We start from the raw sequence: 16,950 nt of genomic DNA on the forward strand, positions 1-16,950 counted from the left end.
GTCAGTCCGCGCCCACGACGAGGGCGTACGAGCCGAGCCCGATCAGCCGTTCGCCCGGGACGTTGCCACGGGTGGTGTGGAGGGTGCCGATGCGGCCGGTCCTGGCGTCGAAGGCGATGTCCTCGACGGCGCCGTGCTCCTCGCCGAGGTCCGTCAGGACGCGGGCGCCCAGGATCCGGTTGCCGGCCGGGTCCGGAGCGGGGTCGCCGCCCACGGTGACGGTGGAGTGGACGATGACCGCGTCCGGACCGACGGCCCGGACCCGGCTCCAGGGCAGGGCGGAGGGCCCGCCGTGCCGGGCGCCGGAGAGCAGGAGGTGGCCGACGCACTTGGTGTCGGTGTCGATCGTCAGGGCGTCCACGGTGCCGAGCTCGACGGCCTCGTCGGCGGTGACGACGGGCAGGCCGCGGGTGTGGGAGAAGAGCATCACCGGACGTCCTCCGTTCCACTCGGCCCGTGCCCGGCGGCCTTGGCCTGCCGGGCGCGGAAGACCTCGACCTGGGCGGTGAAGCTGGGCAGGTCGTCGGCGGTGAAGCAGCAGGCGCCGGACGGCACGACGAGCGCCTGGCCGGAGGCGGCCAGGGCTTCTCCCCGGGGGACGAAGAGGCTGCGCCGGCGGTGGTCGAGCGGTTCGGCCGCGGCGACGCGGAATCCGGCGACGCGGCCGTCCCGCTCCACGACGACGTCCTGGACGCTGCCGACCTCCCTGCCGTCGTCCGTCAGGACCCGCACGCCGAGGACGGCTCCGCGGGCCGCCTCGCCGGAGGCGACGACGGCGCCGGGCTCTGTCAGGACCCCGGGGCCCGGGATCATCACGGCGTGCGGGCCCAGGGCGTGCACCCCCGACCAGGGCAGGCTCTGCGCCAGCGGGCCGGACAGCAGGCCGAGGCCGTTGAGGGTGAAGCCGGTGATCTGCCCGGCCAGGCCGTCGAAGACGGTGTCCTTCACGCGGGCGACGGCCTCGCCGCCGAGCGTCACCACCGGGCGCTTGCTGAGCTCGGAGGCCAGGGTCAGAGGTCCGCTCACCGCACACCTCCCCCGGTGCCGGGGCGGCGGCGGCCGCGCTGCACCGCGATCACGGTGCCGGACCGTCGGCGTACCTGTATGCCGGCTGTCGCGACGGCCACTGCGAGCAGACCCGCGACCACGACGATCAGCCACCCCCACCAGACCATGATGTCCTCCCGGTCGGTTGCAGTCGGATCCTTGCCGGACACCTGCCGGTGCGGCCGGGTTCCGGTGTCGTCCCGTATGCCCGCCCGTCAAGCACCGATGCACCCCAACGGGCGTGCAGGAGAAGGAGGTTGCGAGCCGGGGGCGCACGCGGTGCGGGCGGGCGCCCAATCCTGGCGCCCGTCGGCGCGCCCGCCTGCGGGGGCCGGGCCGCACGGAACCGCCCCCGCGCCCCTCGAACTTCCTGGTCCACAAGGAAAATAGCCTCGCCCCATCACCATGTCTATCTCGGTCGCAATAGTTTTTCCGGTGCTGCAAGTGGATATATTCCGCCTGCTTCCTCGGCTCCCCCGTGCCGGCCGGCGCGGGGGAGCCGAGGAAGGGGCACGAGTGAGACACGAGTGAGAAAGGCCCCGCCCGGGCGCCGGGGGCGGGATGATCGCGACAGTCACCCGCGGTCGTGGCGACCGCGCCGGACGAGGAGGCAGAAGCGTGAACACCAGGCTGGTGGCCCTCCCCAGGCATCGGGAACGTGAGGACCAGCTCGTGCTGCGGCTGGCGGGCGAGCTCGATCTGGACAGCGAGACCGTACTGGCCGAGGCCGTGGCCAAGGCACTCAAGCGCGGGCACAGATGGATCGTGCTGGACTGCTCGCTCCTCACCTTCTGCGATTCCCGGGGCATGAACGCCCTCCTCGCCGCACACCGGCACGCCCGGGAGGCCGACGGCGGGGTGGGCGTGGCCGCGGCCGCCGAGCACGTCCGGCACGTGCTCAACCTCACCGGCATGGACCAGGCCCTCGCCACGACCGCCTCCGTCGACGCGTGCTTCGACCGTCTCGATCCCCCGGCCGGCACCGGGCCGCGGCATAACAGCCCCCTCACTTGACAGCGGCACGGGAAAGAAAGGTGAGTGGAGCGCCGACGGCAGGGCACACGTCCGGCTGGAGGGTGATGACTATGGTTCCTCTGCTCCTCGTGGGCCCGGCCCCGGCCGGCCCGCGACGGCAGCGTGGGCGGGGAGGCACACATGGCGCGGAGACGGTCCGATGCACGGCAGGCTCCGTCGAACGTCACATGGGCGTCCCCCTTCCCACATGACACGGCAGCAGCGATGACATCCGCGTCCGAGCCGTTCGCGCACCCGGCTCTGTTCTACCGGGACGACACCGAATACCTGGCCGGCACCGTGCCGTTCGTCGAGGAGGGACTGGCCCTCGGGGAACCGGTGGCCGTGGCCGTGCCACGCGGGAACCTCGACCTGCTGCGCGAGGCCCTGGGGCCGGCGGTCACCGGCGTGCGGCTCGTCGACATGGAGGAGGCCGGGCGCAACCCGGGCCGGATCATCCTCCGCGTCCTGCGCGCGTTCGCGGACGCCCACCCGGGCCGGCACGTCCGGATCGTCGGCGAACCGATATGGGCCGGCCGCAGCGCGGCGGAATACCCCGCCTGCGTCCAGCACGAGGCGCTGATCAACCAGGCGTTCACCGGCCGCGACGTCACCATCGTCTGCCCCTACGACACCGGCCGGCTCTCCCCCGGCGCGCTCCTCGACGCCCGGGCCACCCACCCCGTGATCATCGAAGGCGGCCGGGAACGCCACAGCGTCGCCTTCGCCCCCGACCGCGCCCTCGCCCGGCACAACCGGCCGTTGTCGCCCCCCGCCGGAGCCACCGCGTTCGACTTCACCACGGACAGCCTCCCGGAGGCCCGGCACCGCGCCGTCGGCCTCGCCGCCGGACTCGGCCTCCCCCGGGCCCGGCACAGCGATCTGGAGCTGGCGGTGGCGGAGCTGACCACCAACAGCGTGGTCCACGGCGGCGGGCACGGCACCCTGCGGATCTGGGCCGAGGACGGCCATGTGGTCTGCCAGGTCGAGGACGGCGGGCACCTCGACGACCCCTTGGCCGGCCGCCGCCCGCCCGTGCACGGCAGGCCCGGCGGGCGCGGGCTCCTCCTCGTCCACTGCCTCACCGATCTCGTCCGCACCCACACCCACACCCACGGCACCACCACGCGTTTCTCCCTGCGCCGGTGACGTGCCGATCCCGTGGACGGACACGCATGCCGTACCCGCGGAGGGTCAGACGAACAGCATGACAACACAACACACCGACACCGACGGAACACGAGTGGGTACGCGGCCCAGGGAGCAGGTCGAGTCGGCGTGCGAGAGGCTGCACGCCACCGCGGCCGGGCCGGACCGTCAGACGCAGTTCTCGCGCGGCGCCCTGGCAGGCTATCTGTGGGCGCTGGGCCGCGGGGACGCGGCACCGATCACGGGCGCCTCCTCCGACGGCACCCCCGGCATGGGCCCGCTGACGGCGGAAGTGGACGCCGTACTGGTCCAGATGGAGGACTGCGCCCAGCGCACCGTGCCGCGCGACTACCTCTACGGCGTCCACAGCGCGCTGGCCTGGATCTGCGGGCAGAGCGACGACCGCCCCTGACGGAACGGGCGGGCTCGCACCTCACCCGGAGCTCATGAGACACCAGGTGCCATCTGCCCGGTCGGCGGCTTCTGCGCGCCGTCACGGGCCGGTCACGGGCCTGCGGGAGCCCGGTCGATGTTCAATGCGGGGAACAGAAGTCATGGCCCATGAGCAGACATATGCCCCGGCAGCCCCAGGGGTGACCTGGATCCCCGACCCCCCGACAGGTGAGCATGAGCGCCGACCGCAAGAAGACCCGCACACCCAGCAGACCGGCCCCCTCGCGCGGGGGCGCGGCGGCCACCGACCGGATGCTCCGCATCCTGCTGCGACGCGGCAAGAGCCCGCTGAACATCGAGGACGTCACGGTCACGGACCGCCCCGAGGTCCGCCGGGCGGTCATGGCCGCCGCGCTGGGCAACATGATGGAGTGGTTCGACTTCGGGGTGTACGCCTATATGGCGGTCACCCTGGGCAAGGTCTTCTTCCCCTCCAGCTCGTCCGGCGCCCAGGTGGTCGCCGCCTTCGGCACCTTCGCCGCCGCGTTCCTCGTCCGGCCGCTCGGCGGTCTGGTCTTCGGCCCGCTGGGCGACCGCGTCGGGCGCCAGCGGGTCCTCGCCGCCACGATGATCATGATGGCGGTGAGCACCTTCGCCGTCGGCTTCCTGCCGAGCTACGCGACGGCCGGCTTCGCCGCTCCCATGCTGCTGCTCCTCTGCCGGCTCGTGCAGGGCTTCTCCACGGGCGGGGAGTACGCGGGTGCCACGACGTACATCGCCGAGTACGCCCCCGACAAACGCCGTGGCTTCCTCGGCAGCTGGCTCGACTTCGGCACCTTCATCGGATACGCGCTCGGATCGGGCCTGGTGACCGTGCTGACCGCCGCCCTCGGCACCGACGGCATGACCGACTGGGGCTGGCGCCTGCCGTTCCTGGTGGCCGGGCCGCTCGGGCTGATCGGCCTGTACATGCGGATGCGGCTGGAGGAGACGCCCGCCTTCCGGGCGGAGACCGAGGCCGCGCAGGCGCGCCCGCTCGGTGCCGTGGGCCCCGAACCGCACGAGGTGGACGAAGCGCGCCAGTCCGGCCACGGGCGGCTGAAGACCATCTTCACCCGGCACTGGCACGCCGTGCTGATCTGCATGGGGCTGGTGGTGGTCTACAACGTCACCAGCTACATGGTCACCTCGTACCTCCCGACGTACATGACCGAGACCCTCGGCAAGGACGCCACCACGGCCCAGCTGCTGATCCTCGGCACCATGATCCTGGTGGCCCTGACCATCACCGTCGTGGGTCACTCCTCCGACCGCTGGGGCCGGCGGCCGATGTTCATGACGGGCAGCGCCGCGCTGATCGCGCTGGCCGTCCCCGCGATGCTCCTCGTCCGAGCCGACGGGGCGCTGCTGCCGGCGTTCGGCTGCCTGATCCTCGGCCTGCTGCTGGTGTGCTTCGCGGGAACGGCCGCCGCGACCCTGCCCGCGCTCTTCCCCACCCCGCTGCGCTACGGAGCCCTGTCCGTCTCGTACAACCTCTCCGTGTCGCTCTTCGGCGGCACCACCCCGCTGGTCGTCTCCGCCCTGCTGGAGTCGACGCACAACCAGATGATCCCGGCCTACTACCTGATGGCGGCGGGTGCGATCGGCTTCGTCTCCGCCTTCTTCCTGCACGAGACGGCGGGCAAGCCGCTGCGCGGGTCGGGGCCGATGGTGGAGACGCCGGAGCAGGCCAGGCTGCTGGTCGCGGACAGCCGCACCGAGGCGGGCCGGCGCGCCAGGGAGATCTGGACGCGCCTGCGCCACCCGGGGCACCACAGGCACCACGACGAGGGGTGACCGGCCCGCCCCCGGCTGCCGCTGACGGCACGTCACATCGCGTGCCGCGCCGCTGTTGGGCCGAACGACGGAGTCGTTGGGCGTGGTCCGCGGCCGGGCCTCGGCGGTGGATGCGACTGTTGCCTGTGTCCGTTTGGACAATCCGATCAGCCGTACGGCCCGCTGCCGCTCCGCGATGACACGGCAGCCGGCGCGGCGCGTTCCGGCCGGCACCGTGGAGGCGAGTGAGTCGTGGTGGGATGCGGGTGGCCCGGACGGCCGCGACGCCGTGGGCGGTTGGCCAAAGCGATGGTCTCGGGCCTGTTGCTGATGCCCTCGCAGGCGCTGGGCACCGACGCGGCGGCCACCGCCCCCGAGCCGGTGGAGGACCCGGCGTCGCTGGTGAACCCGCTGATCGGCACGGCCGGCACGGTCAACACCTTCCCCGGCCCCGACATGCCGTTCGGCATGCTCCAGTGGGGCCCGGACACCTTCCCGCACCGCGCGTTCGGAGGGGGCTACGAGTACCGGGACAGCAAGATCTCCGGCTTCAGCCTCACCCATCTGTCGGGACCCGGCTGCCGGGCCGCCGGGGACGTGCCGATCCTCCCGGTCACCGGCAAGCTGCCCGGGAGCCCGGGCGACGCGGTGTCCGGCTTCAGCCACGCGCACGAGCACACCGGCATCGGCTACTACGGCGTGACCGACGACGCGGGCATCACCACGGAGCTCACGTCCGCGGTCCGGGCGGGGCTCGGCCGCTTCACCTTCCCCCGGGGCACCGACTCCCGGCTGCTGCTCAAGCTCAGCGGTGGCGCGACGCCCGTCGACGGCACCCGTGTCCGGGCGGTCGGTGACCACGAGGTCGTCGGCGCGGTCGACAGCGGCCACTTCTGTGGCGCCAAGAACCGCTACACCCTGCACTTCGACATCCGCTTCGACCGCCCCTTCACCGACACCGGCACCTGGACGGGCGACGCCGTCCACCCGGCCCCCCGGACCCTCGCCGAGGACGGGCGCGCCCCCTCCGCTCCCCCGGCCCCGGGGACGGGCGGGATGTATCTGACCTTCGACACGAGGGCCGCGCGGACGGTCACGGCGGAGGTCGGCATCTCGTACACCAGTGACGCCAACGCCGCGCGGAACCTGGAGCACGAGGTGGGCGGCCGCGGGTTCGACGGCATCAGGCAGGACGGTCACGACGCGTGGAACCGCGTCCTGGGGCGCGTGCGGGTCGGTGGCGGAAGCCGTGACCAGCAGGTGCAGTTCTACACCGCGCTCTATCACTCGCTGCTGCACCCCAACGTCTTCTCCGACGTCAACGGCCAGTACGCGGGCATGGACGGGCGGACGCACACGCTGGGTGCCGGGCAGCGGGCCCAGTACGCGAACTTCTCCGGCTGGGACACCTACCGCTCCCAGGCGCAGCTGATGGCCATCGTCACGCCGCGGACCGCGAGCGACGCGGTCACCTCGATGCTCAACGGCTACGACCAGACGGGCCTGCTCCCCAAGTGGGCGCAGAACAACAGCGAGAGCCATGTGATGGCCGGGGACCCGGCAGCCGCGATCATCGCCGGGACCCATGCCTTCGGAGCCCGCGGCTTCGACACCGCGCACGCGCTGGAGGCACTGGTCCGCGAGGCGACCGAGCCCAACGCGAACCGGCCGGGTGAGGCGGTGCGCGACGCGAAGGGGTATCTCCCCGCCGACCACACCGCCTGGGGGTGCTGCAACTTCTACGGACCGGTCTCCACCCAGCTGGAGTACGACACCGCGGACTACGCCCTCGCGGCGCTGGCCAGGTCGCTGGGCCGGGCCGGGACGTACCGGCGCTTCGCGACCCGGGCCCAGGACTGGCGGAACGTCTTCAACCCGCGGACCGGCTACCTCCAGGCCAGGCTCGCCGACGGCCGGTTCGCCCCGCGCTTCAAGCCCGCCACCGCCTACGGCTTCATCGAGGGCACCTCCGCGCAGTACACCCCGATGGTGCCGTTCGACCTCAAGGCGCTGATCGCGGCGCGGGGCGGCACGAAGGCGTACGGCAGCTACCTCGACAGCCTCTTCACCGACCTCAGAAGACCCAGTGGCACCAACGCCGACCTCGGCAACGAACCGAGCCTGGGCACCCCCTGGCAGTACGACTACCTCGCCCAGCCCTGGAAGACGCAAGCGCTGATCCGCCGGATCCAGCGGACGCTGTACTCCGACTCGCCCGCCGGGGCCTTCGGCAACGACGACCTCGGGGCCATGAGCTCGTGGTACGTCTTCTCCGCGCTCGGCATGTATCCCGGGACCCCGGGCACGGACACTCTCGTGCTCGGCAGCCCGCTCTTCCCCCGGGCGGAGCTGACCCTGGCGGAGGGCCGCACGCTGCGCGTCAACGCCCCGCAGGCCAGGCCGGACGCGCCGTACGTCAGCGCGCTGGAGGTCGACGGCCAGGCGTGGCAGAAGTCGTGGGTCGGCTTCGAGTCGCTCCGCCACGGCGGCAGCCTGGACTACACGCTGGACAGCCGCCCGCACACCGACTGGGCCTCCGCACCGGATTCCGTACCGCCGTCGGACACGACGGGACTGCGGGAGGTCCACGCCACCGCCGACCACCGCAGGGCCCGTCACTTCCTCCGCACGAACCACCGGTCCAGATAGGACCTGAGCGCCCGGTCGTCGCTCGTCCGGGCGCGCAGGCCGATGTGGCCGTCGGGGCGTACGAGCAGCAGCGTGCTGTCGGAGGGGGGCTCCGTCCGGATCCGGAACAGCGCGATGGGCATCACGTACTTCTCGGTCAGCTTCCTCAGCTCGGCGCTGTCGCCGCCGTCCCCGGTGAGCAGCAGGGACCAGCGCTGGTAGGAGAGCAGGTCGTGCAGGCGGGCGGGGCCGGTCTCGCTGGTGACCGCCAGGTCGGGGAGCCTGTCGCCGGGGCGTGGCCCGCCCCGGCCGCCCCGGCCGGTGGAGAGGGCGCTCGCGCGGTGGTTCCTGGCGAAGTCGCTGAGGAGCAGGGACCCTTGGTGTCCCATGCGTTCGCTGCGCAGGACGTGCGGGAGGAGCAGGCCGATCGCGGCGAGGGTGGGGCGGTTCGGGGGCAGCTCCAGGACGTTGCGGCGCATGTGGCGCATCACTTCGCGTGCCGTGTGCCGCTGTTCGGTGCTGTAGGTGTCGAGCAGCGCGTCGGGGGCCCAGCCGTGGTGCACGGCGGCGAGCTTCCAGCCCAGGTTGTGCGCGCCGAGGAGGCTGGTGTTGAGTCCGCGGCCGCCGATCGGTGCCCACAGGTGGGCGCTGTCGCCCGCGAGGAGGGCCTGGCCCCGGCGCAGTGTGACCGCGAGCCGGTCCTGGAAGCGGGAGCGGTTCGCCCAGTGGGGGTCGGTCGGCACGAGGCGGACGCCGGCTTCGCCGGTGGCGCGGGCGACCGTGGATTCCATCTCCTTTTGGGTGGGCGGCCGTTGGAGGGTGGGGTCGGGGTCGGGGCAGAAGGCGAAGAACCGGGTCGCGCCGCCGGGGACGGCGTCGGCGATGAGGGTGACGCCGTGGTTGATGAAGATGTGGGTGACGGCGGGGTCGTAGGGGAGGCTCCAGTCGGGTTTGGCGTTGAGCTGCAGGCACTGGAGGTCGGGCCGTCGTTCGCCCTCGAAGGGGACGCCCAGGGATTTGCGCACGATGCTGCGGGAGCCCTCGCAGCCGATCACCCAGCGGCAGCCGACCGTGCGGGTGTGTCCGTCGGGGCCGCGCAGGTCGACCTCGGCACTGTCCTCGCCGAGCCGTACGGCCACGGCTTCGGTGGACCACTGGACGTCGGGGCCCAGTTGGCGGAGGCGGTCGTGGAGCAGGCGCTCGACGGCGTCCTGCTCGATGGAGAGCGGGCCGGGATAGGCGGTGTCCGGCATGTGCATCTCGTGGCTGCCGGCCGGGCGGCCACGCACGTGGAACTCGGCCCTGCTCAGCGGCAGCCCCTCGCCCATCAGCGCATCGGCGCAGCCGAGGTCGCGCATCGCCTCCAGGGCACGCTGCCAGATGACGCTGGCCCGGGATTCGCGTTTGGTGCCGGGGCTCTTGTCGACGACCACGGTGTCGATGCCGTAGCGGCGCAGGGCGATGGCCAGGGTCAGCCCGGTGGGTCCCCCGCCGATGACCACGGCGTCGCGTACGTTCCGGACGGCGCTCACGCCGGACCGCCGCCCTTGCGGATGAACTCGATCAGCCGCGCGAAGCTGTCGTCCCCGTGTCCGGCCTCGATTCCCCGCCCCACCAGTCCCTGGCACAGCTCGGGCAGGCCGGAGGAGACTCCCCGCAGCTCACCGGCGTGGGTGAGGATGTCCATCGTCATGTGGTGGAGCCGCAAGGGGAAATCGCCTCCCGGGTACCGGCCCGCGTCGATGTGGGGCGCGTACGCGGTCATGAAGGTGCGGACGGTCGTCATCCAGCGGTCGGCGACGGCGGTGTAGGCCGTCGCCGTCACGTTGCCGCCCGGCCCGTCGGCACCGACGAGCGCCGCTCCGTGCAGCCAGCCGGTCAGGGTGCCCCACATCAGGGCCAGGAGTGCGGTGTCGTGCACGGAGGGCAGCGCGGGGTCGGTGCCCAGGTGCACCGGGTCACCGAGGGCGGACAGGGTCTCGCGGCAGGCGTCGAAGTCGGCCTGGGGGCCGCCGAAGAGGAGCAGGACGTCCGGGGTGCCGATGCCCGGCGGAGTCGTCATGATGACACCGTCGAGATAGCGGATGCCGTGCAGCCCGGCCCAGGCGGCGGTCTGCCGGGCGTGGTCCGGGGGCCCCGAGGTGAGGTTGACGACCGTGCGTCCCGCGAGTTCGCCGGCCGCCGGGGCGAGGACATCGCGGACGGCGTCGTACGTCGCGAGGCAGATCACCGTCAGCGGGCTCGCGGTCACCGCCTGCCCGGCCGAGGCCGCTTCGGCGGCGCCTTCGGCCACGAGGGCGCCCGCCTTGCCGGGCGTCCGGTTCCAGACGGTGGTCCGGTGGCCCGCGGCCAGGAACGCGCCGGCCAGCGCCGCCCCCATCGGCCCCAGGCCGAGTACGGTCACATCGGCACTCATGATTCCCCCCTGCCTCATGAATCAATGCGGAACCACTGATTTCCCCTGGCGTCCGGCATTCACCTCTTTCTTCCCCGGCGACACCTGGTTACGCGTCGGGAATTCCCCGGGAGGGCGCACAGGGGCGCATTCACAGGGCTTGCGGAAAGTGAAACGGGCGTGCGTTCACCGAAGCTCCACCGAACAGTTGGGGCTTTGCCATCGGCAATCCGCGTACCCGGCCTACGCAGTTCGTCGCCGAACCCTTGAATTCCAGTTGTCAAATTCAAGATGCCCTGAAATCCTCTTACTCCCGGACGAGAGCGCATGAAATTCCTGTAGAGCTCTCCGAAGGGGATTGCCGAGCATTGCAAGGAGCGGGGGGAACGCTCGACATGTTACGCGATTGGCATGCTCACGGACCTGAGAAGAAGTCCTGGTCCGAGGGGCCCAGCGTCCTCGTCGTGGGTGCCGGAATGGCCGGGCTCGTGGCGGCGTACGAACTGGAACGGCGCGGCTGCCGCGTCGAAGTGCTCGAAGGCAGCCATCGCGTCGGCGGCCGTGTGCACACGCACCGCTTCGGCCCCGGACCCGGCGCACCCGCGGTGGAACTGGGCGCGATGCGCATTCCCACCCACCACCGGCGCACGCTGGAATACATCCGGCTGCTGGGACTCGAAGGAGAACTGCGCCCGTTCACCACGCTGTTGTCGGAGGAGAACGCCTATCTGCGGACCGCCGGCGGTTTCGTGCGGATCCGCGACGCGGCCCGGCCGCTGTGCGAGGGCTTCCGGCGCGAACTGGAGATTCACCGGCCGGGACTGCGCCAGGCCCATGAGGTCACGGTCGTCGGGGCGTGGCTGACCGCCGTCGTCGACGCCATCGCGCCGCCGGACCTGCGCGAGGCGCTGCGTGACGATCTGCGCCGTCAACTCCTCGATCTGGTCGCGTGCGTGGACCTGCTGCCGCACCTGCGCGGCGCGGCAGGGGACCGGGTCGACCTGCACGCGCTCTTCGCCGCGCACCCGGCGCTGCGCGCGGGGTGCAGCAGGCGGCTGAACAGCTTCCTGGACGACATCCTCACCGAGACCAGCCCGGCGCTGCTGCGGCTGCACGGCGGCATGGACCGGCTCCCGCGCGCACTGGCGGCGCGGCTCGCCGGCCCGGTGCGGCTCGGCCACCGGGTCGTGGGCCTCCGGTCGCGGCGTGACGAGGTACTGGTCCGGGTGCGCGCGGGCGGCCGGACCACGGTGCGCCGCGCCGACTTCGCCGTCTGCGCGCTGCCCTTCCCGGCGCTGCGGCGGATACACCTGAGCGGCCTGGACGCCGACAAGCTGGCGGTGCTGGACGCGGTGCACTACTGCCCGGCCACCAAGGTGGCCTTCCACTGCCGGGAGCCGTTCTGGCGGGCGTACGGCATCGAGGGCGGGGCCTCGTACACCGGCGGGAGCATCCGCCAGACCTACTACCCGGCCGTGGACGGCACGCCGGGGCGCGGCGCGGCGCTGCTGGCCAGCTACACCATCGGGGAGGAGGCCGCGCGGCTCGGCCGGCTGTCGCCGCGCCGCCGGCACCGCCTCGTGCTGGAGGAGCTCGGGGCGGTCCACCCCGAGCTGCTGCGGCCCGGCATGGTGCTGGGCGCGGTGAGCACGGCCTGGGGTGACGGCTCCCGCTGGAGCGTGGGATGCGCCACGCGCTGGGGCAAGTCTCCCGAGGAGTGCGAGGCCGAACGGGCGCGCGCGGCGCGGCCGGTGAACCGGCTGTTCTTCGCGGGCGAGCACTGCTCCACGGCTCCGGCCTGGATCGAGGGAGCGGTCGAGTCGGCCCTGGAGGCCGTCGAAGGGCTCGTCGCCCACGGGGCGGTCCACCGGGCCCCGGCCGCTCACGGTCACCACGACCCCGCGGGAGCCCTGTGATGAGCGTGTTCGAGCTGCCGCGGCTGCACTTCGCCGGGACGGCGACGACCCGGCTGCCGACGGGCCCGCGCTGCGGGCTGGTCGACCTCGCCACCAACCGGGCGCTCACCGACGACGGCCCCTTCCCCCCGGACCGGCCCGCCGCCGAGTACCACGCGTTCCTGCACCGCCGCGGCCCCCGCTTCGACGCGGACGGACGGCCGCACCCGCACGGGGAGTTCAGCGCCGCGAAGGGCTGGAACTTCGACGGCAACGGCCACTTCTGGCTGGACGCCCAGGTCATCGGCACCGAGACCGGGGCCGGCCGGGACGGCACAGCCGATCCCGTCGTCGGGAGCGGCGTCGACGTCTGGGGCCACTACAACCCCTATCTGCGCACGACCGTCAACCGCGCGCGGATCCTCGACGTCGACCCGGCCTCGCGCTGGACGACGGCGCTGATGGTCGGCCGGTTCGGGCTCGGCCGGCGGGGCCGCTCGCACGACGACGGCTACCTCTTCACCGGGGGCGTCAGCGGCCTGCACCCGCCGCGCTGGGTGGACTTCGGGCACATCCGGGACGTCGGCGACCACTTCCTCGCCGCGCAGCTGCGCTATTGCGCCGTCCACCAGTTCGTGGTCCCGGGGGGCGAGCTCGACTGGCTCCCGGACGCGGCGCGATCCCCCGCCGTGAGCGCGCTGCGCGCCGCGCTGGAGGGCGGGGCGGACGGCGTTGCCGTGCAGCTCGCGCTGGACGGCATGGCCTCGCCGCGGGTCCCCGACGCGCCCGGTGTCTGGCGGGTGCGGGGCACGGTCGCGCCCTGGCACGCCCACGAGCTGCGCACCTACCCCGCGGGACGGCTCCTCGTCCCCCGCCCGCACGCACCCCTGCACCACATGACCGTCGAGGTGGCCCGGGGCCATGCCGTCCTCAACATGCTCTCGGCCGTGCCGCTGGCCTCCCGGGCGCCGGAGGCGGGCCCGGGGCCGCTGCACCGGCTCGGGCCCCCGCTGGACGCCGGTGAACTGGAGCTGCGCACGGCCGGTACGGGCCGGCTGATCGCCCGGGTCCCGCCCGGCGCGTACCCCTCGGACGCCACGTGCGGGATCGTCACCGTGCCCGCCGAGCCCGGCTGGCGGGAGGCCGAGGAGCAGGCGCTGTATCTGACCGGCGTCGGCGCGTCGGGCAGGCGCGAGACGCTGCTGACCGAGCGGGAGACCAACATCCAGACGGACGAGGCGCTCCTGGTCCTGCACCACCGCGACGCGGCGCGCGGGCACGACCACGCCGTGGAGGTGCCGCTGCGCGCCTATGTGCGTGGCCGCCCGGCGAGCCCGGGGAAGATCCACGTGCGGCAGTTCTTCAACCCCCGTGCCCTGCCCGGTGACCGGGCGGCCGGGGCCACCGGCGCGCGCTGCGGGGACGCGACCGTACTCGGGGCGCGCGGGGCGGCCGAGGCGTACGCCCGCGAGTGCGTGGTCGAGACCGACGCGCGCGGGCAGGGCACGCTCACGCTGCGCGGCGAACGCGCGGGCACCTGCCGCGTGCTGCTCACCGCGAGCCCGGCCGACGTGCCGCCCGTCGACCCGCAGATGCCCGGCTCGGCCTGGCGGACGTACGACGACGAGGACGCGCTCGGCTACTGGGCGGGCGCCGGTTCGCTGGCCGTACGCGTCCTGCCGGACGACTGGCACCTGGACGACGTGCCGCGCGAGGACGTCGGCTTCGACCTGCTGCACCGGGAGGTCTTCGCCTACTACGAGCACATCTCCTCTTTCATGCGCTCGGAGGTCTTCAGCCTCGCCGACCGCTGCAAGGTCGAGACCTACGCCGAACTGGTCTGGCAGATGTGCGATCCGGCGAACAAATCGAAGACGTATTACATGCCGCCGACCCGCGACCTGTCCGACCCCAAGGCCCGGCTGCTGCTGGCGTATCTGCGCAACGTCCAGGCGCGCGTCCGCCCGTCCCTGACCGCCCCGGGCCCCCTCGCCACGGAGCCGGCGATCACCACGCGGGGCGAGCTGTGGGCGGTGCTCAAGCAGGCGGCCGCGCTCGAACTCGCGGTGATGCTCCAGTACCTCTACGCGGCCTTCTCCGTGCCGACGCACGGGGCGGCGCTCGCGTACGTGCGCGGCGGCCGGTGGACGCGGGAGCAGCTGGAACTCGCGTGCGGCGGAGGCGGGGAGACGCTGGACGACGGGATGCGCGGCGGCCTGCTGACCGTGGCCCGCGAGGAAATGATCCACTTCCTGTTGGTGAACAACATCATCACGGCCCTCGGCGAGCCGTTCCACATCCCGGTGATCGACTTCGCGACGCTCGCGGACGAACTGCCCGTCCCGCTGGACTTCGCCCTGGAGCCGTTGAGCATCGGCAGCGTGCAGCGCTACATCGCCATCGAGCAGCCGGCGGCGCTCGTCCCGGAGATCCGCCGCGAAGCGGGGCACGTGCCCGGCCGGGCCACAGGCTTCACGTGGACGTCGGTCAGCGAGCTGTACGCGGGGGTGCGCGAGGGGCTGCGGCGCGTGCCGGACCTGTTCCTGGTGGAGAAGGGGCGCGGGGGCGGTGAGCACCACCTGTTCCTGCGGGAGTCGGTGAACACCGCGCACCCGGACTACCAGTTGGAGGTCGACGACCTCTCCAGCGCGCTCTTCGCTGTGGACCTGATCACCGAGCAGGGCGAGGGCGGGGCGGGCACCGGCGGCGGTGACGGTGGCGCCGGCCGGTCGGAGATGTCGCACTTCAGGACGTTCCTGCGGATGAGCGAGCTGCTCACGACCGAGCGGGTGCCCGGCCCGTACGGACACCTGGTGCCGTGGTCCCCCGCCTACCCGGTGCTGCGCAACCCGACCCTGCGGGCGGGCGACGGGGCGCGGAGCGTGATCACCGACCCCGAAGCCCGCGCGGTGGCGGCGCTGTTCAACCGCTCGTACCACCTGATGCTCCAGCTGATGGCGCAGCACTTCGGCGAGAGCCCGGACGCCAGCCTGCGGCGCTCGAAGCTGATGAACGCCTCGATCGACGTGATGACCGGCATGATGCGCCCGCTCGCGGAGCTGCTGGTCACCATGGACTCCGGGCGACGCGGCAGGACGGCCGGGCCGACGTTCGAGCTGGACGCGGCGCCCACGGCGTGCCCGCGCCCCGACGTGGCACGTCGCTCCCTCGCCCTGCGCTTCGCGCATCTGGCGGCAGCGGCACGCAAGTGCGGGCCCGTCCCCGGGCAGGTCTGCGAGCTGATGGAGTTCTACGCCGACGTCTTCCGGCGGGCCGACCGGTCATGACGGGACGTCAGTTCGCGACCACGAGGCGAGGTGCACCATGACCGCCCAGGCCCCGGGCCCGTTCCGCACGGCCGACGTGCCCCTCGCCGACCCCTACCCCTGCTATCGCCGGTACCGCGAGAGCGACCCGGTGCACCTCGGGCCGGACGGCAGCTGGTATGTCTTCCGCCACCGCGACGTGGCCCACGTACTGGCCGACCGGCGTTACGGCCGGGGGAATCAGACCGCCCGTATCCCCGCCGAATGCCCGCACTTGAGGCACACCGTGGCCAACTGGATGGTCTTCATGGATCCCCCACGGCACACCGCGGTGCGCGCGCTGGTGGCCAAGAGCTTCACCCCCCGCATCGTCGAGGCCCTGCGCCCGCGCATCCGGCGGCTGGCGGTCTCGCTCGTCGCCGCTCTGGGCGAGGAGCGCGAGGCCGACCTCGTCGACCGGCTGGCCGCGCCCTTCCCACTGCTGGTCATCAGCGAACTGCTGGGCGTGCCGCGGGAGGACCGTGCCTGGTTCCGCGCCCGCGCTCTGGACCTCCAGCAGGCGACCGCCTCACGCGTCGCCCGCACGCCTGACGGCTTCGCCGTCGCGGACTCGGCGGCCCGCGAACTGGACGCCTACTTCCGCGCGGAGCTGGCCCGGCGCAGGGCGCGGCCCGCCGTCGGCGCGGACCTGATCGGGGCCATGCTGGAACACGCCGGGGCGGCCTCCGCCGACGACGACACGCTGGTGGGCACCTGCATCCATCTCCTGACCGCGGGGCACGAGACGACGACCAACGTGCTGTGCAAGGGGCTGCTCGCCCTCTTCGCCCACCCCGGCCAGCTCGCGGCGCTGCGCGCGCGGCCGGAGCTGACGGTGAACGCCGTGGAGGAGCTGGTCCGCTACGACTCACCGGTGCAGATGATCACCCGGCAGGCCGGTGAGCCCGACCGGATGGGCGGGCGTGCCGTTCCCGCAGGCAGCCGCGTCGTCCTCGTACTGGGCTCGGCCAACCGCGACCCCGAGCGCTTCCCCGGCCCCGACCGACTGGACCTCACCCGTGACGCGCGCCGCCACAGCGGCTTCGGCATGGGCATCCACTACTGCGTGGGCGCCCCGCTCGCCCGCGCCGAGGCCGAGATCGGACTCACCGAACTCCTGCGCGGCCTGCCCCGCCTCGCCCTGGCCGGCGAGCCGGTCTATGCCAAGGATCTGGTGTTCCACGGACCGGCGCGGATGCCGGTCCGGACCCGGTGAACGCGCCGCTCCCCTCGACACGGCCGGAGTAACAGCGGTCGCGCCGCTCCCCCGTAAGGCGTAACAAGGAAGTGGCGCGGAGGAGTGGGCCCG

13 protein-coding genes are annotated in these 16,950 nt (G+C 73.0%); 8 read left to right on the top strand and 5 right to left on the bottom strand.

Translation table 11 applies throughout. The annotated features are described in order from the left end of the window. Window position 1: 1 nt before the first annotated feature. The 3 genes from ACFY1P_RS05365 to ACFY1P_RS05375 are packed head-to-tail and all read right to left on the bottom strand — an operon-like array spanning window position 2 to window position 1,175. A complete protein-coding gene (locus ACFY1P_RS05365; protein WP_361524560.1) occupies window positions 2-427 on the bottom strand; it encodes a PRC-barrel domain-containing protein in 426 nt (141 codons plus the stop codon). Next, window positions 427-1,026: a PRC-barrel domain-containing protein gene (locus tag ACFY1P_RS05370; RefSeq protein ID WP_361524557.1), complete on the bottom strand. Its 600-nt coding sequence runs from the start codon at window positions 1,024-1,026 to the stop codon at window positions 427-429. The genes ACFY1P_RS05365 and ACFY1P_RS05370 overlap by 1 nt, the downstream gene beginning before the upstream one ends. Then, window positions 1,023-1,175, bottom strand: a complete 153-nt coding sequence (locus tag ACFY1P_RS05375; RefSeq protein WP_390749772.1) for a hypothetical protein — start codon at window positions 1,173-1,175, stop codon at window positions 1,023-1,025. The genes ACFY1P_RS05370 and ACFY1P_RS05375 overlap by 4 nt, the downstream gene beginning before the upstream one ends. A gap of 490 nt (window positions 1,176-1,665) precedes the next feature. On the opposite strand from ACFY1P_RS05375, the gene ACFY1P_RS05380 reads away from it, so the two are divergent. From ACFY1P_RS05380 to ACFY1P_RS05400, 5 genes are all read left to right on the top strand, one after another. Beyond that, on the top strand, window positions 1,666-2,061 hold the full coding sequence (locus ACFY1P_RS05380; protein WP_390749773.1) for an STAS domain-containing protein: 396 nt from the start codon (window positions 1,666-1,668) through the stop codon (window positions 2,059-2,061). A gap of 225 nt (window positions 2,062-2,286) precedes the next feature. Then, window positions 2,287-3,210, top strand: a complete 924-nt coding sequence (locus ACFY1P_RS05385) for an anti-sigma factor RsbA family regulatory protein (protein ID WP_390749774.1) — start codon at window positions 2,287-2,289, stop codon at window positions 3,208-3,210. 58 nt (window positions 3,211-3,268) lie between these two features. Further along, on the top strand, window positions 3,269-3,622 hold the full coding sequence (locus ACFY1P_RS05390) for a hypothetical protein (RefSeq protein ID WP_390749775.1): 354 nt from the start codon (window positions 3,269-3,271) through the stop codon (window positions 3,620-3,622). A 293-nt stretch (window positions 3,623-3,915) separates the two neighbouring features. Continuing rightward, the gene (proP, locus tag ACFY1P_RS05395) at window positions 3,916-5,439 is read left to right on the top strand and encodes a glycine betaine/L-proline transporter ProP (protein ID WP_361524569.1); all 1,524 of its coding nucleotides are present in this window, start codon (window positions 3,916-3,918) and stop codon (window positions 5,437-5,439) included. A gap of 276 nt (window positions 5,440-5,715) precedes the next feature. Further along, window positions 5,716-8,067 carry a GH92 family glycosyl hydrolase gene (locus ACFY1P_RS05400; protein WP_390749776.1) on the top strand — a complete coding sequence of 784 codons (2,352 nt, stop codon included), beginning with the start codon at window positions 5,716-5,718 and terminating at the stop codon, window positions 8,065-8,067. Here the strand turns inward: ACFY1P_RS05400 and ACFY1P_RS05405 are convergent. Together ACFY1P_RS05405 and ACFY1P_RS05410 are read right to left on the bottom strand one after the other, a co-directional pair. Continuing rightward, window positions 8,034-9,674, bottom strand: a complete 1,641-nt coding sequence (locus tag ACFY1P_RS05405; RefSeq protein WP_390749777.1) for an FAD-dependent monooxygenase — start codon at window positions 9,672-9,674, stop codon at window positions 8,034-8,036. The genes ACFY1P_RS05400 and ACFY1P_RS05405 overlap by 34 nt on opposite strands. Further along, entirely contained in the window at window positions 9,575-10,462 is an 888-nt protein-coding gene (locus ACFY1P_RS05410) for an NAD(P)-dependent oxidoreductase (RefSeq protein ID WP_390749778.1), read from the bottom strand. The genes ACFY1P_RS05405 and ACFY1P_RS05410 overlap by 100 nt, the downstream gene beginning before the upstream one ends. Before the next feature lie 443 nt (window positions 10,463-10,905). Between ACFY1P_RS05410 and ACFY1P_RS05415 the strand changes: the two genes are divergently transcribed. From ACFY1P_RS05415 to ACFY1P_RS05425, 3 genes are read left to right on the top strand one after another with little or no spacing between them, the layout of a single operon-like run. Continuing rightward, the gene (locus tag ACFY1P_RS05415; protein WP_390749779.1) at window positions 10,906-12,357 is read left to right on the top strand and encodes a flavin monoamine oxidase family protein; all 1,452 of its coding nucleotides are present in this window, start codon (window positions 10,906-10,908) and stop codon (window positions 12,355-12,357) included. Continuing rightward, entirely contained in the window at window positions 12,357-15,623 is a 3,267-nt protein-coding gene (locus ACFY1P_RS05420; protein WP_390749780.1) for a ferritin-like domain-containing protein, read from the top strand. Before ACFY1P_RS05415 ends, ACFY1P_RS05420 begins: the two co-directional genes overlap by 1 nt. A gap of 37 nt (window positions 15,624-15,660) precedes the next feature. Next, window positions 15,661-16,857, top strand: coding sequence for a cytochrome P450 (locus tag ACFY1P_RS05425; RefSeq protein ID WP_361524531.1), 1,197 nt, complete (start codon window positions 15,661-15,663; stop codon window positions 16,855-16,857). The last annotated feature ends 93 nt before the right edge of the window (window positions 16,858-16,950 follow it).

This window comes from Streptomyces sp. NPDC001407 (assembly GCF_042895325.1).
Lineage (GTDB): Bacteria > Actinomycetota > Actinomycetes > Streptomycetales > Streptomycetaceae > Streptomyces.

Bases quoted from the DNA above. Each gene is read 5' to 3' on its own strand.
- ACFY1P_RS05390 (WP_390749775.1), top strand. From the start codon at position 3,269: ATGACAACACAACACACCGACACCGACGGAACACGAGTGGGTACGCGG.
- ACFY1P_RS05385 (WP_390749774.1), top strand. From the start codon at position 2,287: ATGACATCCGCGTCCGAGCCGTTCGCGCACCCGGCTCTGTTCTACCGG.
- ACFY1P_RS05420 (WP_390749780.1), top strand. From the start codon at position 12,357: ATGAGCGTGTTCGAGCTGCCGCGGCTGCACTTCGCCGGGACGGCGACG.
- proP (WP_361524569.1), top strand. From the start codon at position 3,916: ATGCTCCGCATCCTGCTGCGACGCGGCAAGAGCCCGCTGAACATCGAG.
- ACFY1P_RS05410 (WP_390749778.1), bottom strand. From the start codon at position 10,462: ATGAGTGCCGATGTGACCGTACTCGGCCTGGGGCCGATGGGGGCGGCG.
- ACFY1P_RS05365 (WP_361524560.1), bottom strand. From the start codon at position 427: ATGCTCTTCTCCCACACCCGCGGCCTGCCCGTCGTCACCGCCGACGAG.
- ACFY1P_RS05425 (WP_361524531.1), top strand. From the start codon at position 15,661: ATGACCGCCCAGGCCCCGGGCCCGTTCCGCACGGCCGACGTGCCCCTC.
- ACFY1P_RS05375 (WP_390749772.1), bottom strand. From the start codon at position 1,175: ATGGTCTGGTGGGGGTGGCTGATCGTCGTGGTCGCGGGTCTGCTCGCA.